This window comes from Rudanella lutea DSM 19387 (genome assembly GCF_000383955.1).
Lineage (GTDB): Bacteria > Bacteroidota > Bacteroidia > Cytophagales > Spirosomataceae > Rudanella > Rudanella lutea.
In genome coordinates, this window is record NZ_KB913013.1 from 2,400,240 (window position 1) to 2,416,900 (window position 16,661).

11 protein-coding genes are annotated in these 16,661 nt (G+C 52.6%); 8 read left to right on the top strand and 3 right to left on the bottom strand.

Going from position 1 to position 16,661, the window contains the following annotated elements; genetic code table 11:
- Nucleotides 1–43 precede the first annotated feature (43 nt).
- Both RUDLU_RS0109940 and RUDLU_RS0109945 read right to left on the bottom strand, forming a co-directional pair.
- Complete coding sequence (locus tag RUDLU_RS0109940; RefSeq protein ID WP_019988225.1) at nt 44–1,441, bottom strand: HAMP domain-containing sensor histidine kinase; 1,398 nt, start codon at nt 1,439–1,441, stop codon at nt 44–46.
- Nucleotides 1,438–2,115, bottom strand: coding sequence for a response regulator (locus RUDLU_RS0109945; protein ID WP_019988226.1), 678 nt, complete (start codon nt 2,113–2,115; stop codon nt 1,438–1,440). Before RUDLU_RS0109945 ends, RUDLU_RS0109940 begins: the two co-directional genes overlap by 4 nt.
- A 918-nt stretch (nt 2,116–3,033) precedes the next feature.
- Between RUDLU_RS0109945 and RUDLU_RS0109950 the strand changes: the two genes are divergently transcribed.
- The 7 genes from RUDLU_RS0109950 to ppk1 all read left to right on the top strand — a co-directional run bounded on the left by RUDLU_RS0109950 (nt 3,034) and on the right by ppk1 (nt 15,184).
- Nucleotides 3,034–6,306 carry a SusC/RagA family TonB-linked outer membrane protein gene (locus tag RUDLU_RS0109950; RefSeq protein WP_027302925.1) on the top strand — a complete coding sequence of 1,091 codons (3,273 nt, stop codon included), beginning with the start codon at nt 3,034–3,036 and terminating at the stop codon, nt 6,304–6,306.
- A gap of 1 nt (nt 6,307) precedes the next feature.
- Complete coding sequence (locus tag RUDLU_RS0109955; RefSeq protein ID WP_019988228.1) at nt 6,308–8,035, top strand: RagB/SusD family nutrient uptake outer membrane protein; 1,728 nt, start codon at nt 6,308–6,310, stop codon at nt 8,033–8,035.
- A 220-nt stretch (nt 8,036–8,255) separates the two neighbouring features.
- On the top strand, nt 8,256–8,669 hold the full coding sequence (tsaE, locus tag RUDLU_RS0109960; protein ID WP_019988229.1) for a tRNA (adenosine(37)-N6)-threonylcarbamoyltransferase complex ATPase subunit type 1 TsaE: 414 nt from the start codon (nt 8,256–8,258) through the stop codon (nt 8,667–8,669).
- 81 nt (nt 8,670–8,750) lie between these two features.
- The gene (locus RUDLU_RS0109965; RefSeq protein WP_027302926.1) at nt 8,751–9,959 is read left to right on the top strand and encodes an alanine dehydrogenase; all 1,209 of its coding nucleotides are present in this window, start codon (nt 8,751–8,753) and stop codon (nt 9,957–9,959) included.
- 95 nt (nt 9,960–10,054) lie between these two features.
- Nucleotides 10,055–10,459 carry a hypothetical protein gene (locus tag RUDLU_RS0109970; protein WP_019988231.1) on the top strand — a complete coding sequence of 135 codons (405 nt, stop codon included), beginning with the start codon at nt 10,055–10,057 and terminating at the stop codon, nt 10,457–10,459.
- Nucleotides 10,460–10,789: 330 nt separating this feature from the next.
- The gene (gene gyrB / locus RUDLU_RS0109975) at nt 10,790–12,799 is read left to right on the top strand and encodes a DNA topoisomerase (ATP-hydrolyzing) subunit B (protein ID WP_019988232.1); all 2,010 of its coding nucleotides are present in this window, start codon (nt 10,790–10,792) and stop codon (nt 12,797–12,799) included.
- A gap of 153 nt (nt 12,800–12,952) precedes the next feature.
- Nucleotides 12,953–15,184, top strand: coding sequence for a polyphosphate kinase 1 (gene ppk1 / locus RUDLU_RS0109980; RefSeq protein WP_019988233.1), 2,232 nt, complete (start codon nt 12,953–12,955; stop codon nt 15,182–15,184).
- A gap of 162 nt (nt 15,185–15,346) precedes the next feature.
- Here ppk1 and RUDLU_RS0109990 read toward each other — a convergent pair whose 3' ends face one another.
- The gene (locus tag RUDLU_RS0109990; protein ID WP_044129404.1) at nt 15,347–15,895 is read right to left on the bottom strand and encodes an RNA polymerase sigma factor; all 549 of its coding nucleotides are present in this window, start codon (nt 15,893–15,895) and stop codon (nt 15,347–15,349) included.
- A 223-nt stretch (nt 15,896–16,118) separates the two neighbouring features.
- Here RUDLU_RS0109990 and RUDLU_RS0110000 point away from each other — a divergent pair, with 223 nt between their 5' ends.
- A complete protein-coding gene (locus RUDLU_RS0110000) occupies nt 16,119–16,658 on the top strand; it encodes a heme NO-binding domain-containing protein (RefSeq protein WP_019988236.1) in 540 nt (179 codons plus the stop codon).
- The last annotated feature ends 3 nt before the right edge of the window (nt 16,659–16,661 follow it).

Genomic DNA, 16,661 nt, shown 5'->3' on the forward strand with positions numbered 1-16,661 from the left:
CGGTGAGCTCGAAAAAGCCGTCGCCTATGAAACTGCGCGCGTGTTATTCGGCGGTTTCTTCTAAAAGAGGCTGAATAGCCGGAGTTGGTTCCCGCAATGGAAAAGTTACCGTGATGGTCGTTCCTACCGATTCGACCGAAGCAACCTGTATATTTCCTTTGTGCAGATTAATGATGCGCCGGGTCAGGGCCAGGCCAATACCATGTCCTTTTACGGTCATAATGTTGTCGGCGCGGTAAAAGGGCTCGAAAATATGGGGCAAATCAGCGGCCGGAATCCCCAATCCTTCATCTACAAAGCTAACCTGCACCTGATCGGGCGTAAAGAGCAGGCTTACCGTTACGGCATGGTCAGACGAATACTTGCAGCCGTTCTCCATCAGGTTCTGGAAGGCCGTGGTGAGCAAATGGCTCTCACCGAGCAGAATCAGGTCTTCTTCCTGCTCGGGCATATTCTCAAAATCAATCTCGATCAGATAATCGGGCTGTTTCAGCAACAGGGCGCTACGAGCCTGCCACAGCAACTCATCGACCCGCACGGGCTGATAGTTCAGCGTGACCGAGTCGGAGTTGGCACGCACCAGTTCGAGCAGGCCGTTTACCAGCCCCATCATGTTTTTAACCGAGTCGAGCAATTCGCTTAATGAGGCTTCGTATTCAACCGTTGACCGCTGTTGCATAAGCGCCACGTCGATCTGACTCATCATAACCGCCAGGGGGGTACGTAGCTCGTGCGAGGCATGCGACACAAAACTTTTCTGGGTCACAAAGGCCTCTTCGAGCCGTTGTAGCATCTCATTAAACGTGAGTGCCAGCTGCGCCAGCTCATCGCGTTGGCGGCCTACCCGCAGCCGCCGGTGAATATTCGTTCCCGAAATAGCCTTGGCCTGCTCAATCAGTTCGGATACAGGCCGGAGGGCATCGCTGGAAAAAAGCCAGCCCGCAACGGCAACAACCATCAAACTAAACAGCCAGCCGAAAAACAGAATTTCGCGGAGCCGGTCAAGCTTGCTGAAGCCAAACCGGTCGTACCCTGAGGCTACCATGACGTAATCCTGCTTGTGCGTCGGCGAGTAGTAATGCATCACTACGGCTTCCAGGGTATCAACCCGAATCCGAATTGAGCCTCCTTTACGAGCCTGCCGACGCACCTCCGGCGTAATCTCAAACACGGGGTTTGTCTGGTTACTCCGGTAAACTTCCTTATCCTGATTATTGTACACAGACACCTGCTCTGCGACCATGGTAGTCAGGTCATCTTTAGAGGTCTGCCCCACGTCGTCCAGCAGCCGGGCGGCCGTCATGGCTTTATCCTCCAGACGTTGTTGAAACTCGTTTTCGCGAAATTGATTGTACAAATAGTAAATCGACAGCGAAAACAGCAGCATGATGGAAGCCACCAGCAACGTAAACAACAGCGTCAGACGGGTGCGGATGTTCATTCCTCTTTCAGCATGTAGCCCATCCCGATCACCGTATGGATCAGTTTGGGCGCGAACTCTTTATCTACTTTTTTACGAAGGAAATTGACATACACATCAATCACATTGGTGCCGGTATCGAAATGAATATCCCACACTTTTTCGGCAATGTCGACCCTTGACACCACCCGTCCCCGGTTGCGCATCAGGTATTCCAGCAAGCCAAACTCCTTGGCGGTCAGCTCAATGCGCTTTCCCTGCCGGCGAGCCACCTTCTCGTTCAGATCGAGTTCCAGATCGGCCACCTTCAGTACGTTGGGCTGCGGGCCGGTATCGTGGCCTCGTTTGTACAAGGCTTTCAACCGCGCCATCAGCTCCCGAAACTCAAACGGCTTCACCAGGTAATCGTCGGCCCCCGATTCAAAGCCCGTGAGCTTATCATCGACCGACCCCATGGCTGTCAGCATGAGTACGGGCGTTTTGATGTCTTCCTGCCGAATGGACTGTACCACATCAAACCCATTCATTTTAGGCAGGTTCACATCCATAATGATCACGTCGTACGCATTACTCAGCGCCATCGTCCGACCGATTTGACCGTCGTATGCCATTTCGACTTCACACTGCTGCTCTTCTAATCCTTTCTTGACGAATGAGGCCAATTTTGGCTCGTCTTCTACTACAAGTACCTTCATAAACGAAACTTACGGGTCAATTGGGCTTTTTACAAGAAACGTCCTAACTACTTATTTACCGCTTCGTTTCGAGATACGAATTATTCGCCATATTTCCGCAACAGGCAACAAAAAAACCGTTGAAGAGTCTCCAACGGTTTTCCGCTTCTATCCACACCATTTCAAGGCTATCGCGCTAACGCGAGTAAACCTTGATGTTCAACCTTCCCTTTGTAAAGGATCTTTATGCTTACAGCAAATACTTATGTTCGAAACCGACTTCGTTGTTCTGTCTGGTTTGGTGATACAAAGATGACAGAGCCGGATTAAACAGGTGTTAAGCAGGCGTTAAAATTCATTTAATACTTAAGTAAAGGCAAAAAAAAGCTATTCAGGATCTCCCAAATAGCTTTCCGACTATATCCACACCATTTAAAAACAGCCAAATAATTGACTGTTTGCCTTCGCACCAGTTTCCTAGTACTAATATCTATGTAACGTACAGCGCGTTGCTGACCTATATTCTCTTTCTGTCCGCAAATATAATAAATCAGACTTAGTAAAAATTATTTCATTTCCGTACGGCCCCTGGCGATAATCTCAAATTAACCGAAACCCAGTGGTTTTCTTACACAACGTATAGGGCTTGTACCTAACTAAGCAAAAACACTTACACGCCAGTACTTGCAAGCACTAGTCTATTTTAAGTACATCAAGACCGCGTATTTTTTGTGTTAGTTAGACAAACTAACGCTAAATGGCAGGCTATAATTATTAAACGTCAGCCTTTTGTTCATTTATATATACCAAAGAGGGATAAATACTTATTTGCATTTATAAAATTATTAAATTCATGCTAAATCGTTGATTTAGGTAAGCCAATGCCCGACTTTTGGCCCCTGAGTTGTCCAACTTAATCTTTAACCAATTAAATTAATCATGAAACAAAATTACCCGAACGCAGGGCGTTGGCTATCTATGCTTACGCTTTGCGTTTTCTGCTGTTTTATGGCTGTCTCAGCGATAGCTCAGGACCGTAAAATTACCGGTCGAGTTACAGACGCGAGCGAAAATGCAGGGCTGCCCGGTGTGAACATTGTTGTTACAGGCACGCAAACGGGAGTAGTAACAGACGCTAATGGCGATTATACCCTCAACGTACCCGTCAACCGGGATCGTCTGACGGTATCTGCTATCGGTTTTGAATCCCAGGAGGTAACTATTGGCAACAAAACCCAGATTAATATTCAGCTTCGGCCCGATATTAAGACCTTAAGCGAGGTAGTTGTAACTGGGTACGGTGCCCAATCGAAGCGCGACATTACCGGGGCCGTTGCCACCGTTGATACGAAGCAGCTTCTGTCGGTACCCGCTACTAACCTCGGGCAGGCTCTACAGGGTCGGGTATCGGGGGTGCAGGTCGGTAACGACAACTCGCCGGGTGGTGGTGTGATGGTACGTATACGCGGGTTCGGTACCATCAATGATAACTCGCCCCTGTACGTAATCGACGGCGTACCGACCAAAGGGAATCTGAACACCCTCAACCTAAACGATATCGAGTCGATGCAGATTCTGAAAGATGCATCAGCCTCATCTATCTACGGATCGCGGGCCGGCAACGGGGTGGTGATCATCACAACCAAGAAAGGCAAAGCCGGTAAGCCCAAGTTTACCTACGACACCTACTACGGCTCGCAGCGGCACGGCAAACTGCTCGACATGCTCAACACCAAAGAGTACGCCGACCTGGTTTGGGAATCGCGGAAAAACGCCGGGGCTGTAGCGGCCAACGGCAACCCCGTTCACTCGCAGTTTGGCAATGGGGCCACACCCGTTATTCCTGATTATGTATTTCCGAGCGGTGCGTTTGAAGGCGATCCACGCGTAGCCCGCGATGCCAGCGGCAATTACATCAACTACGGAAACAACATTGACGGGGCCGATTTCAACAAGACCAAATGGCTCATTACCAAGGCGAATAAAGAAGGTACCAACTGGCTCGAAGAAGTATTCGGCCGGGTAGCCCCGATTCAGAACCATCAGCTGGGGGTATCGGGCGGTAACGAATCGGGCCGGTACGCAATGGGCCTGAACTACTTCAACCAGCAGGGAATTATGCAGTACACCGGCTACAAGCGGTACTCCCTGCGGGCCAATACCGAGTTTAACGTGACCAAGCGGGTGCGCGTGGGCGAAAACTTCCAGGTAGCCTATGGCGAGCGTATCGGGCAGCCCAACGGCAACAACGCCGAAAGTAACCCGATTTCATTTGCCTACCGGATTCAGCCCATTATTCCGGTGTACGACGTAACCGGGGCCTTTGCCGGTACACGCGGGGGCGACCTCGACAATGCCAACAACCCGGTAGCGCTGCTGTATCGGAACCGCAACAACGTGCAGAAGGAAATCCGGCTTTTCGGGAATGCCTTTGCCGAAGTTGATGTGGCCAAGAACCTGACCGCCCGTACCAGCTTCGGTATTGATTACAACATCTTCAACCTGCGCAACTACACGATTCGGGATATCGAATCGGCCGAAGCCCGGGGGTCAAACCTGCTTCAGACGAGCAACAACTACGACTGGACCTGGACCTGGTACAACACCCTGACGTACAACGTAGACCTGGGGAGCCTGCACCGGCTCAACATTATTGCTGGTACAGAGGCCATCAAGAGCTACTTCGAGACCTTCGACGCCAGCCGGACTAACTTCGCCGTCGACGATCTGGACAACCGCTACCTGAGCGCCGGTACGGGGGTTCAAACCAACAACGGAACAGCCTCAAACTGGAGCCTCGCGTCGGAGTTCGCTAAAGTCAACTACGCCTTTAACGACCGCTACCTGCTCGACTTAACTCTGCGCCGTGACCGCTCGTCACGCTTTGCCCGCGACTTCCGAACGGCTTATTTCCCGGCTGTCAGTGCGGGCTGGCGCTTCTCGCAGGAGGGCTTCCTGAAAGATGTATCGTGGCTCGACGATGCCAAGCTGCGCGTTGGCTACGGCCAAACGGGTAACCAGGAAATTGGTAACTACAACTCGTTTACCCAGTTTGGTACCAACCCAATCACGTCGTTTTATGACCTCAACGGCTCGCGCACTAACGCCGTGCCGGGCTACGAACTTACCCAGTTCGGTAACGCAAAGGCCAAATGGGAAACCACAACCAGCACCAACATCGGTATCGATGCTTCGATGTTTAAAAACCGCCTGACGGTGGCCCTCGACTGGTACACCCGCCAAACGAGCGATATGCTGTTCCCAGTGGCGGCTCCGCTCACGCAGGGCGTAGCCTCAGTGCCATTCCAGAACATCGGTAAGATGAGCAACAAGGGTATCGACCTCGCCATTACGTACAATGGCCGTACTGCCCTCCGCGACCTAACCTACGACATCTCGGCCAACTTCAGCACGTATCGCAACGAGGTAACCAAAACGAATGGCGACCCTAATACGCAGTACTTCGGTATCAACGATGAGCGGATTCAGAACTTCGTGGTAACCCAGCAGGGCCACCCTATTTCGTCGTTCTTCGGGTATATTGTTGATGGTATTTTCCAAACCAACGAAGAAGCCAAGGCGCACCCGGTGCAGTTTGGCAATGCCACCACAGAAAACGTAGCCGGCCGGTTCAAGTTCCGCGATGTGAACAACGACGGGGTAATCAACACCAAAGATCAGACTATCATTGGTAACCCGCACCCCGGCTTCACGTATGGCTTGAACCTGGGCGTAAACTACCGTACATTCTCGCTTACCCTGTTTGGTCAGGGCGTTCAGGGCAACCAGATTTTCAACTACACAAAATACTGGACCGACTTCCCGACGTTTGGCGGTAACCGCTCTACCCGGATGCTCTACCAGTCGTGGCGGCCCGGTGCGACCGATGCCATTCTGCCCCGCCTGACCTCAAGCGATCAGGTGAGTATTCAGCCCTCGACGTACTACCTCGAATCGGGTTCGTACTTCCGGCTGAAAAACATTCAGCTTACGTACCGGCTACCCCAGGCCCTGCTCAACAAGCTTCAGGTGGGTGGTCTGTCGGTATATATCCAGGGCCAGAACATGCTGACGTTTACCAAGTACTCAGGTATGGACCCAGAAATCAACCTGCGGAACTACTCAGCCGGCAACGACCGCCAGATCGGTGTCGACGGTGGTGCGTACCCGGTTGCTAAAACTGTATTACTCGGCCTTAACCTTTCTTTCTAAGATGAAACGCATTACCTCCATCCTATTCATATTCTGTCTGGTAGCGGCTTCGTCCTGCTCCGATAAATTTTTAGATGTGCAGCCCAAAGCCGCCCTGTCGGCCACGGCGTTGCAAAACAAAGCGGGTGTCAACGCCCTGCTGACGGGTGCCTACGCCCTGCTCGACGGCTGGGCCACGCCCGAAGGAGCCTACCGCTCGTATCAGGTTGGCGCCGACAACTGGGTGTACGGCAGTGTAGCCTCCGACGATGCCTACAAAGGAACAATTGCCGGTGACCAGCCGCCTATTTCGCTCATCGAGCAGGCCAACATCCAGTCGGACAATATCTATTTCCGGGGCAAATGGCGGGGTATGTACGATGGTATTGCGCGGGTAAACGATGCCCTGCAGGCATTGACCGGTGCCAAAGACATGACCGATGCCGAAAAAGCTCTTGTAACGGCGGAGGCCCGGTTTTTGCGCGGCCACTTTCACTTCGAGTTGAAAAAAATGTATAACAAGGTGGTGTACATCGACGAGAAGATGTACGACCCCAACAACCTCGAAAGTGCCAAGCTGACCAATACGGCCGACATCTGGCCCAAAATTGTAGAAGACCTCAATGCGGCTTACACGGCTCTGCCTGCCAAACAAACCCAGGCTGGGCGGCCTACCAAGTGGGCGGCTGCGGCTACGTTGGCCAAAGCGTATCTGTTCCAGAAAAAATACGCCGAAGCCAAAACCCTGCTAGAGGGTATTGTTGCCAGCAACCAATATCGGCTGATGGATCGGTACCACGATAACTTCCGGGCTGTAACCAACAACAACGCGGAGTCGATTTTTGAGGTGCAGTACTCGGTCAACGACGGCGCGTCGGGCGGTGAAAACGGCAATGCCGGCTCAACCCTGAACTATCCGTACGGGGGTGGGGGCGTCACAACCTGCTGTGGGTTCTTCCAGCCTTCGCAAAACCTCGTTAACGCGTTCAAGACCGACGCCAGTGGCCTGCCTCTGATCGATACATTTAACGACAACGACGTAAAAAGCGACCAGGGCATTGAGTCGACAGCTCCATTTACGCCCGAAACCCGCACGCTCGACCCTCGTCTCGACTGGACGGTGGGCCGCCGGGGCGTTCCGTACCTCGACTGGGGCGTTCACCCCGGTAAAGCCTACGTGCGCGATCAGGCCTACGGTGGCCCCTACTCGCCCAAGAAGCACGTCATGTATCGTTCGGATGTGGGTACCAACACCTTTGCAGGCAACCCCCGTCTGAACGCCAACAACTACCGCATGATCCGGTATAGCCACGTACTGCTGTGGCTGGCCGAAATCGAAGCCGAAATCGGCGATCTCGAAAAAGCGCGCGATTACGTCAACCGGATTCGGAAGCGGGCCGCCAACCCCGATGGTTTTGTGAAAAACGCCGACGGAACGCCAGCCGCCAACTATCTCATTAAGGAGTACGCAACCGCCTGGACCGACCGCGCCGTGGCCCGCAAAGCGGTGCAGTTTGAGCAGCGTCTGGAGTTTGCGATGGAAGGCCACCGCCGGTTTGATCTGGTACGCTGGGGCATTGCCGACGAGGTGCTGAACAAATACTACGCGGCCGAGAGCGCCAAGCGCAGCTACCTCAGAGGGGTACAGTTTGTGAAAGGTAAGCACGAGTACTTCCCGATTCCGTTGCAGGAAATTCTGAACAGCCAGAAAGACGGAAAACCCACGCTAGAGCAAAATCCGGGTTACTAAACCGCTCCTGTTACAAACGCCAGAAAGTCGGCCTGTGCATACGTCTGCGTGTGTACAGGCCGACTTTCGGCATTTTACCCACTCTCCCTTTGTCTGCATTGAGCCCGCAGCTCATCGGGCAGCGGGTATAATCGGGCCAGCTGCCTACAGCCCGGAAAGTAACCGACCGGTCGGGTAGCAGCTTGAAAAATCGTATCTTCGTGACGTTATTAGGGACGCTATGACACTTCACTTCAAATCGCTGGACGAATTAGATGAGGTTGCCAACCGGTTGCTCAGCGAGGCCGGGCCGCATCGGGTCTGGCTATTCGAGGGCGATATGGGTGCCGGGAAAACCACGCTCATTAAAGCCCTGTGCCGGGCCCTAAACGTGGTCAGCGTGGTACAGAGCCCCACGTTCGGGATCGTCAATGAATACACCACCCAGAGCGGAGACCCGATTTATCATTTCGATTGTTACCGGCTCCGTAACGAAGCCGAAGCACTCGATATTGGTCTGGAAGAGTATTTTGACTCGGGCAACTACTGCTTTGTCGAATGGCCCGAACGCATTGAAGCCCTCTGGCCAACCCCGCATTTTCGGGTACAGCTTACGGCCGATCCCACCGGTAAGCGCACTGTAAATATAAGTTAACGATGAGTGATGAGCGATAAACGATGAGCCCTTAAAGCTTCTCGTTCATCACTCATCACTTATAACTCATCACTTAAAGAAGTGACTGGATTCGAGGAATTAGCCAAGCAAACGGCTTTGTACCCTAAAGAAGCCCCGGCGGCCGTCAGAACGGATAAGCACAGCCTTCAGATTGGCCTGCCCAAAGAGGTTTCGTTTCAGGAAAACCGCATCGCCCTCACACCCGAGGCCGTCGCGATTCTGGTACGCCATGGTCACCGGGTGGTGGTCGAAACGGCGGCCGGCACCGGGGCCAAGTTCAGCGACAACGACTACAGCGAAGCCGGGGCTCAGATTGTGTATTCACCCGAAGAAGTGTTCGACTCGAACGTGATTCTGAAAGTAGAGCCGCTGGTCGATCATGAGTTTGCCTACCTGAAGTCGGGCAGTACCCTGATTTCGGCGCTCAACCTGCCCTCGCACGAGCGTCGGTACTTCGAGCGGCTCAACGAAAAACAGATTACCGGTATCGGGTACGAGTACATCGAAGATCCCGGCGGAGGGCTCCCCGTGATCCGAACCATGAGCGAAATTGCGGGCAGTACCGTCATGCTTATTGCGGGCGAGTACCTCAGCAGTGTCAACGGGCGGGGCGTCATTCTGGGCGGCATCACGGGCGTACCTCCCACCAAAGTGGTGATTCTGGGCGCGGGCACCGTGGCCGAATACGCGATCCGGGCGGCCCACGGTATGGGCGTTGACATTAAAGTATTCGACCGGCACCTCTACAAACTGCAACGCCTGAAATACGCCGTTGGGCAACCTATTTACACCGCCATTATCGACTCCGACACCCTGGCTGAGGCCATCGAACGGGCCGATGTGGTGATTGGAGCCATCCGGGGCGACGATGGGCACAGCCCCGTGGTTGTAACCGACGAGATGGTGTCACGAATGCGGCCCGAAGCCGTCATTGTCGACGTAGCCATTGATCAGGGCGGCAACTTTGAGTCGTCGCGCATGACCTCGCACAAAAACCCCACGTTTCAGCACCACGGCATCATTCACTACTGCGTGCCCAACATTGCATCGCGCGTAGCCCACACGGCGAGCATGGCTTTGAGCAACATCTTTTTGCCGTTTTTGCTCGAAACCGGCACCATTGGCGGCATCGAAGAAATGATGTACAAGAACCGCTGGTTCATGAAAGGTGTTTACTCCCACAAAGGCACATTGACCAATGCCTACATTGCCCGCAAGTTCAGTATGCGATTTAAGGATTTGCAGCTCTTGCTGGCCGCACGGTTTTAACAACGAACAACGAACAACCAACAGTGAACAACCAATAGTCTGATAGTACCTTTCGTGGTTCACTGTTGGTTGCTCGTTGTTAACTGTTCACTGACATGATACACCATAGTAACGAAAACGTCCTGCTGGACGACGCGAACTCACCCGACATCAACAAACGATTGATGGGGTTGATTTCAGCCGATTTTGTGCTGGTGGCCGATCAGCTCAAAGAGGCTTCGTACCAAATCCGGAAGCGTGGCTTTTCGGATTATCCCATTTTTGTGGCCTCTCAACGTCCCCTGGAACTGGGTCAGTTGCTGATTGGGGCCAAAGAGCTGGCTAATACGTGGGACTACAAAGCCACGTTTGTGGACGAGTTTGTGCAACGGCAGCTCATCGGGCCGGAGTCGGTCGAGCTGTTCAAGGAGCATTACAAAAACCCCGATGAATACTGCTGCTTGTTTGTAGTGCACAACGAGTTTGCGGGGTTTGTGTACATCCCGTTTCCAGAAGACTGACCCCCTCTGTGCTCATACAATCGGTTGCAGTAAATTAATAAGATTTTTCCCAGAACGTTGGCGCAAATCCGACCATCGGCTTACCCGAATGTTGGCCACCCGGTCAGGGGCGGTCGAAATGACACTAAAGACCACGTTTTAAGGGCAAAAACACGTTTTTGGGCGTGGTTCTCTGCAAGGACCACGTTTTTTTATGCATTCAGTCAATCTTGGAGCAGATCGTAGGAAATGACGAATGTTTTTTGTATTTTTACCATCTGATAACGCCTATTTATAGCGTTTTTCCAGACCCCTGACAAAACCGATTCGCTGATATTCTACGAGCATACTATGACAAACGAATTGATCGAAACCGACGTTCTGACCAATACCGCCGACTCGGCCCCCCTGGGGGAGTACGGAGCCGACAACATCCAGGTTCTTGAAGGATTGGAGGCTGTGCGCAAGCGCCCGGCCATGTATATTGGCGACGTTGGGATCAAAGGATTACACCACCTGATTTGGGAGGTGGTCGATAACTCTATCGACGAAGCACTGGCCGGTTACTGCGACACCATACACGTCACTATTAATGCCGACAACTCCATCACCGTGCGCGACAACGGCCGGGGTATCCCAACGGGTATCAATACCAAAATGGGCAAGTCGGCCCTCGAAATTGCCATGACCGTGCTTCATGCCGGTGGTAAGTTCGACAAAGACACCTACAAAGTGTCGGGTGGTTTGCACGGCGTGGGGGTATCCTGCGTGAACGCCCTCTCGACCGATGTCCGCGTGGAGGTTCACCGCGAAGGCAAAATCTTTGAGCAGGAATACAAAATCGGGATCCCGCAGTACGACGTTCGCGTGATTGGCGAAGCTGACGATACCGGGACCATTACCCACTTCAAACCCGACGGCAGCATTTTCACCGAAACCGTGTATCGGTACGACACCGTAGCGGGCCGTCTGCGCGAGTTGGCTTACCTCAACAAAGGCATCCGGATTTTCCTGAAGGACATGCGGGAGCTCGACGAAACCGGCGAGCCTATCAATCAGACCGAGTTTTTCTCAGAAGGTGGCCTGGTTGAGTTTGTAAAATACCTCGACGAAACCCGGCCTTCGCTGGACGGCATGGCCCCCGTGTACATGGAGAGCACCAAAGGCTCTACGCCCGTGCAGGTGGCCCTGGTGTACAACTACGAGGCCTCGGAAAACGTCTTGTCGTACGTAAACAACATCAACACCCACGAGGGCGGCACGCACGTGCAGGGCTTCCGCTCGGCCCTCACGCGGGTACTGAAGCAATACGCCGACAAGAACGCCGATAAGTTCAAGAATCTGGGGAAGCTCACCTTTACGGGCGAAGATTTCCGCAAGGGGCTTACGGCCGTTATTTCGGTGAAGGTGCAGGAGCCTCAGTTTGAAGGGCAAACCAAAACCAAACTGGGCAATCAGGAGGTGGTGAAGGCCGTGAGTCAGGCAATGGACGAACTGCTCGAAACCTGGCTGGAAGAAAACCCCAAAACGGCGCAGGGCATCGTGAAAAAAGTGCTCGTGTCGGCTCAGGCCCGCATTGCTGCCGAACAGGCGTACAAGCGGATCATGGCCGACCGTAAAGACTTTATGGGGGGAGCCGGCCTGCCGGGTAAACTCGCCGACTGCTCAGATACCGACCCCGAACGCTGCGAGCTTTACCTCGTGGAAGGGGACTCGGCCGGTGGAACGGCCAAACAAGGCCGTAACCGGGCGTTTCAGGCCATTTTACCCCTCCGTGGTAAGATTCTGAACGTAGAGAAGGCCCTTGAGCATAAAATCTACGAAAACGAAGAAATCAAGAATATCTGGACGGCCCTCGGCGTTCGACTCGAAAAGAAAGACGACGAGACGGTCATGAACCTCGAAAAACTTCGGTATCACAAGGTCATCATTATGACCGATGCCGACGTCGACGGGTCGCACATCCGGACGCTCATTCTGACGTTGTTCTACCGCAACATGAAGGCGCTTATCGACAACGGTTACGTGTACATTGCGCAGCCTCCCCTGTACCTCGTGAAAAAGGGGAAGGAAGAGCGTTACTGCTGGACCGAGCAACAGCGCGAACAGGCCGTGCGTGAGCTGGCCGGTTCGGGCCGGGAAGAGAACGTAAACGTGCAGCGTTACAAGGGTCTGGGTGAGATGAACGCCGAACAGCTCTGGAGCACCACGATGGACCCCGAGCGCCGGAGCCTCAAGAAAGTAACGATTGAGTCGGCCGCCGACGCTGATCACGTCTTTTCAACGCTCATGGGCGACGAGGTGGCGCCCCGCCGAGAGTTTATCGAACGGAACGCTAAATACGCCCGAGTGGACGTTTAAGTATAAAAACAGTTGCGAAAGCGGGCAGAACAGCCCGCTTTTTTGTTTTACTTTGACAGACAGCCCACACAAGAACGATCTGAACCCATGTTGAAACAATTCATCAATAAACTGACGAACCCTAAGCATTCCTCAGCGGGGGAACCTGGTCATATGGCTAAAGTCAGCGAAAAAGTAAGCAGTGTTATTGATCAGAGCGACTACCTCAGTCGTGATCTGAGTTGGTTGAAATTTAACGAACGGGTACTCGATCAGGCGCGTAGCCCCGAACGAACCCTGATGGAACGGCTTAAGTTTCTGGCCATTACGGCATCGAATCTGGATGAGTTCTTTACCATTCGGGTGGGTAGTCTGTACAATTATCTTGATTACCACAAACAGCGGGTCGACTATTCGGGTCTGCGCGAAATTCCGTTTCGCAAAGCCCTGTTCACGGCCGCGCAGCAGTTCAGTCAGGAGCAACAGGCCGTGTACCAGAACGAACTCCTGCCCCTATTTCAGAAAAACGAGCTGCGTATTGTTCAGATAGCCGACCTTACCCGGCACGAACAAAGTCAGGCCAACGATTATTTCGACCGGACGATCTACCCGACGCTCACCCCCATGATCTACGACTACACGCATACCTTCCCGGTATTGCTGGCTAAAGTCCTGATCTTCGGGGTCGTGACCCAAAACACCGACGTGGCCGACGGCCGCAAGATTCTGTCGGGCGATGAAGACGACCGGCAGCGGCTGTCGTTTGTGCAGATTCCGGCCAACCTGCCCCGCTTCATGACATTTGAGCGGCAAAGCGAGACCCTGTTTCTACCCATTGAGGAAATTGTGCGGCACAACATCAAAAAGTTGTACCGCAACGTCGAGATCCTGGCCGTAAACCTGTTTCGGATTACGCGCAACGGCGATTTCACGCTCGAAGAAAGCGACGATGCCGAGGTGGATTTCATCGACGAGGTAAAGCAGAAAATCAAGAACCGACGACTCGGGCGGGTGGTGCGTGTTGAAACCCAAACGGTTGACTACGGCGAGCCCAGTGTTGAGTGGATGATCAAGCTGGTGAAAAAACGGTGGGAAATCGACGATTATAACCTCTTTGAAGCAGCCTCACTTATCGACTTCACCAGCCTGTGGCAGATCATCAAATACCCTGATTTTAAGGATGATATGCCCGTGCCACATCCGCCGGTCCCCCCACTGGGCCTGAACCGCGAGAAGGTAGCCGACATTTTCGAGACCATCCGGGAGCGCGACCTGTTTCTGCATCATCCGTTCAATAATTTTGAACCGGTACTTCAGCTGCTCGAACAGGCTGCCGAGGACCCTACGGTGCTGGCCATCAAGCTGACTATTTACCGGTTGGCTAAGCATTCGCGCGTGACCGAAGCCCTGCTCAAAGCCGCCGAAAACGGTAAACACGTATCGGTACTGTTTGAGGTAAAAGCGCGTTTCGACGAAGAAAACAACATTCGGGAAGCTCAGCGCCTGCAAAAAGCGGGTTGCTTCGTGATTTACGGCATCAGCAAGTTTAAAACCCATACCAAGCTGCTGCTGGTAGTGCGTAACGAAGGCGACCGCGTAGTGCAATACGCGCACCTGTCGAGCGGTAACTACAACGAAGAAACCTCGAAAATGTACACCGACATTGGCCTGCTCACGGCCAATGAAATTATCACGCGCGACATTGCCGAGTTTTTCAACGTTATCACGGGGCACTCGCTGCCCAACCGGTACCAGTACCTGATTACGGCCCCGCGCAACATGCGCAACCAGCTAATCGAGTTAATTCAGGCCGAAGCCGAAAACGCCCGGCAGGGGGTTCCGAGCGGTATCTGCATCAAAATCAATTCGCTCGAAGACAAAGCCGTGATCGATGAGCTGTATCAGGCTTCACAAGCGGGTGTGCCGATCCGGCTCATTGTCAGGGGTATTTGCTGTCTGCGGCCAAAACGCGAGGGCTTAAGTGGGAATATTACCGTTCGCTCGGTTGTAGGCGACTACCTGGAACACACCCGGATATTCTATTTTCACAACAATGGCAAACCCAAGGTTTACGGCGGTAGTGCCGACATCATGGTGCGGAGCCTCGACCGGCGGATCGAATCGCTGTTTCTGCTGGCCGACGACCGGGTAAAACAGCAGGCCATCCATATTCTGAGCTACAACCTGCGCGACAACGTGAACGCCTACGAACTGGCCGAAGACGGTACGTACCAGAAATGCCAGGTTGCCGAAGGCGAAGAGCCGTTTAATATTCACCAGCGCTTTTTCGACGTCAACTGGTCGGATGTGATGCAGGCCCGGCTCTTCGAGGGTGAGCATATGGACAAACCGGCGCCTGAAATTCATCTCGACGAAAGCGAGGAACACGCCATCGCTAACCTGTAAATTAAACGTAGAATGGACAGTGTAGAATGAATAACGAGCAAGCTCATAAACAGCAGGATGAGTCATTCTCCATTGTGCATTGTTCATTCACGTACAAAGACAAAAGCAAACGGCCGGATCAAAACGATTGATCCGGCCGTTTGCCTAAATGCGCCTTCCTTTTTAACATACTGCCACCTGATACAATCGTTTGGCCCGCTCGCGCGAACGTTTCAGCCGCATCTTCACGGCACTATCATTAATATTTAGCTGACTCGCAATCTGCCGAATATCTAACCCTTCCTGGTATTTCAACCGTAACAGTCGGGCCTCGTTGTCAGGCATGGTTTTCATCACCTTCGAGAGCAGTTGCAGATTGTATTCGTACCCGTCGGCCTCCTCGGTCGTGTACGAGTGGTAATCCGTTTGGGTATCCAGAGCCGTCATCATCAAGCGCTTATCGGCCCGAAGCTGATCAATGCAGTAGTTGTACGAAATAGAATAAAGCCAGGTTGCAAAGCTCGACCGCTCCTGAAACCGATCGAGCCGGGCGAAGATGCGGATAAAAATGTCGTGCGTGTAGTCCTGGGCTTTGTTTGTGTCTCGTATCACCGCCATACAGCGCTGGTACACCTTAGTCGAATAGCGATTGTACAAAGCCTCCAGACAGGTATTCGTTCCGGAATGCAAATACTGCCGAATCAGCTCTTCATCGGTCATGAGGGTTCTCATACAGTTTGTTTTATCACATGGGTTTTGTCAGAATGAAAAGATCCCTCTCCCCTCTCTGGCTTGCAAAAATGTATATACTATAATTCATGGGTCTTTGGATTTCGATGAACTGCATTTTTTACCCCTTTTTCGGTAATAACCACTTTTTAACATACCCCATTTATATGTTTTATTTTCTATATGTATAACTTTACGTACTTAACCTACCGGTTAGCTAAGTACGATGAAAGGACTTGTATTCACAGAGTTTCTGGAGATGGTCGAAGAGCGGTTTGGATACGACATTGTCGACCAAATCCTTACGACATCAGACCTGCCTTCGGGTGGAATTTATGCGGCTGTAGGCACCTATAACCACAGCGAAATGATTACGCTCGTTGAACAGGTAAGCCAGCGTACTAACCAATCAGTACCTGAACTGCTACGGTCGTACGGGCAATACATGTTCAACATATTTACCCGGAGCTACCGCCAGCTGTTAGACCGTAGTGATTCAGCGTTTAGCCTTTTCCATTTTATCCAGGAATACCATTCTGTAGAAGTGCGTAAACTTTATCCTGATGCCGAGCTGCCCCATTTTTCCGTTGAGCAGCCCGCCCCCGATCACCTGACCATGCACTACACGTCGGAGCGTAAACTTTCCGATTTTGCCCACGGTCTAATTGAGGGGTGTCTGGAGCATTTTGGCGAGCAGGCAACAGTGACCAAAACAGACCTTACCGACGATGGAAGTCAGGTCTTATTCGATATCGTAAAGCGCTAACCA

Excerpts from the sequence above, each read along its gene's own strand:
- RUDLU_RS0109940 (WP_019988225.1), bottom strand. The coding sequence starts at position 1,441 with ATGAACATCCGCACCCGTCTGACGCTGTTGTTTACGTTGCTGGTGGCT.
- RUDLU_RS0109945 (WP_019988226.1), bottom strand. The coding sequence starts at position 2,115 with ATGAAGGTACTTGTAGTAGAAGACGAGCCAAAATTGGCCTCATTCGTC.
- RUDLU_RS0109950 (WP_027302925.1), top strand. The coding sequence starts at position 3,034 with ATGAAACAAAATTACCCGAACGCAGGGCGTTGGCTATCTATGCTTACG.
- RUDLU_RS0109955 (WP_019988228.1), top strand. The coding sequence starts at position 6,308 with ATGAAACGCATTACCTCCATCCTATTCATATTCTGTCTGGTAGCGGCT.
- tsaE (WP_019988229.1), top strand. The coding sequence starts at position 8,256 with ATGACACTTCACTTCAAATCGCTGGACGAATTAGATGAGGTTGCCAAC.
- RUDLU_RS0109970 (WP_019988231.1), top strand. The coding sequence starts at position 10,055 with ATGATACACCATAGTAACGAAAACGTCCTGCTGGACGACGCGAACTCA.
- gyrB (WP_019988232.1), top strand. The coding sequence starts at position 10,790 with ATGACAAACGAATTGATCGAAACCGACGTTCTGACCAATACCGCCGAC.
- ppk1 (WP_019988233.1), top strand. The coding sequence starts at position 12,953 with ATGGCTAAAGTCAGCGAAAAAGTAAGCAGTGTTATTGATCAGAGCGAC.
- RUDLU_RS0109990 (WP_044129404.1), bottom strand. The coding sequence starts at position 15,895 with ATGAGAACCCTCATGACCGATGAAGAGCTGATTCGGCAGTATTTGCAT.
- RUDLU_RS0110000 (WP_019988236.1), top strand. The coding sequence starts at position 16,119 with ATGAAAGGACTTGTATTCACAGAGTTTCTGGAGATGGTCGAAGAGCGG.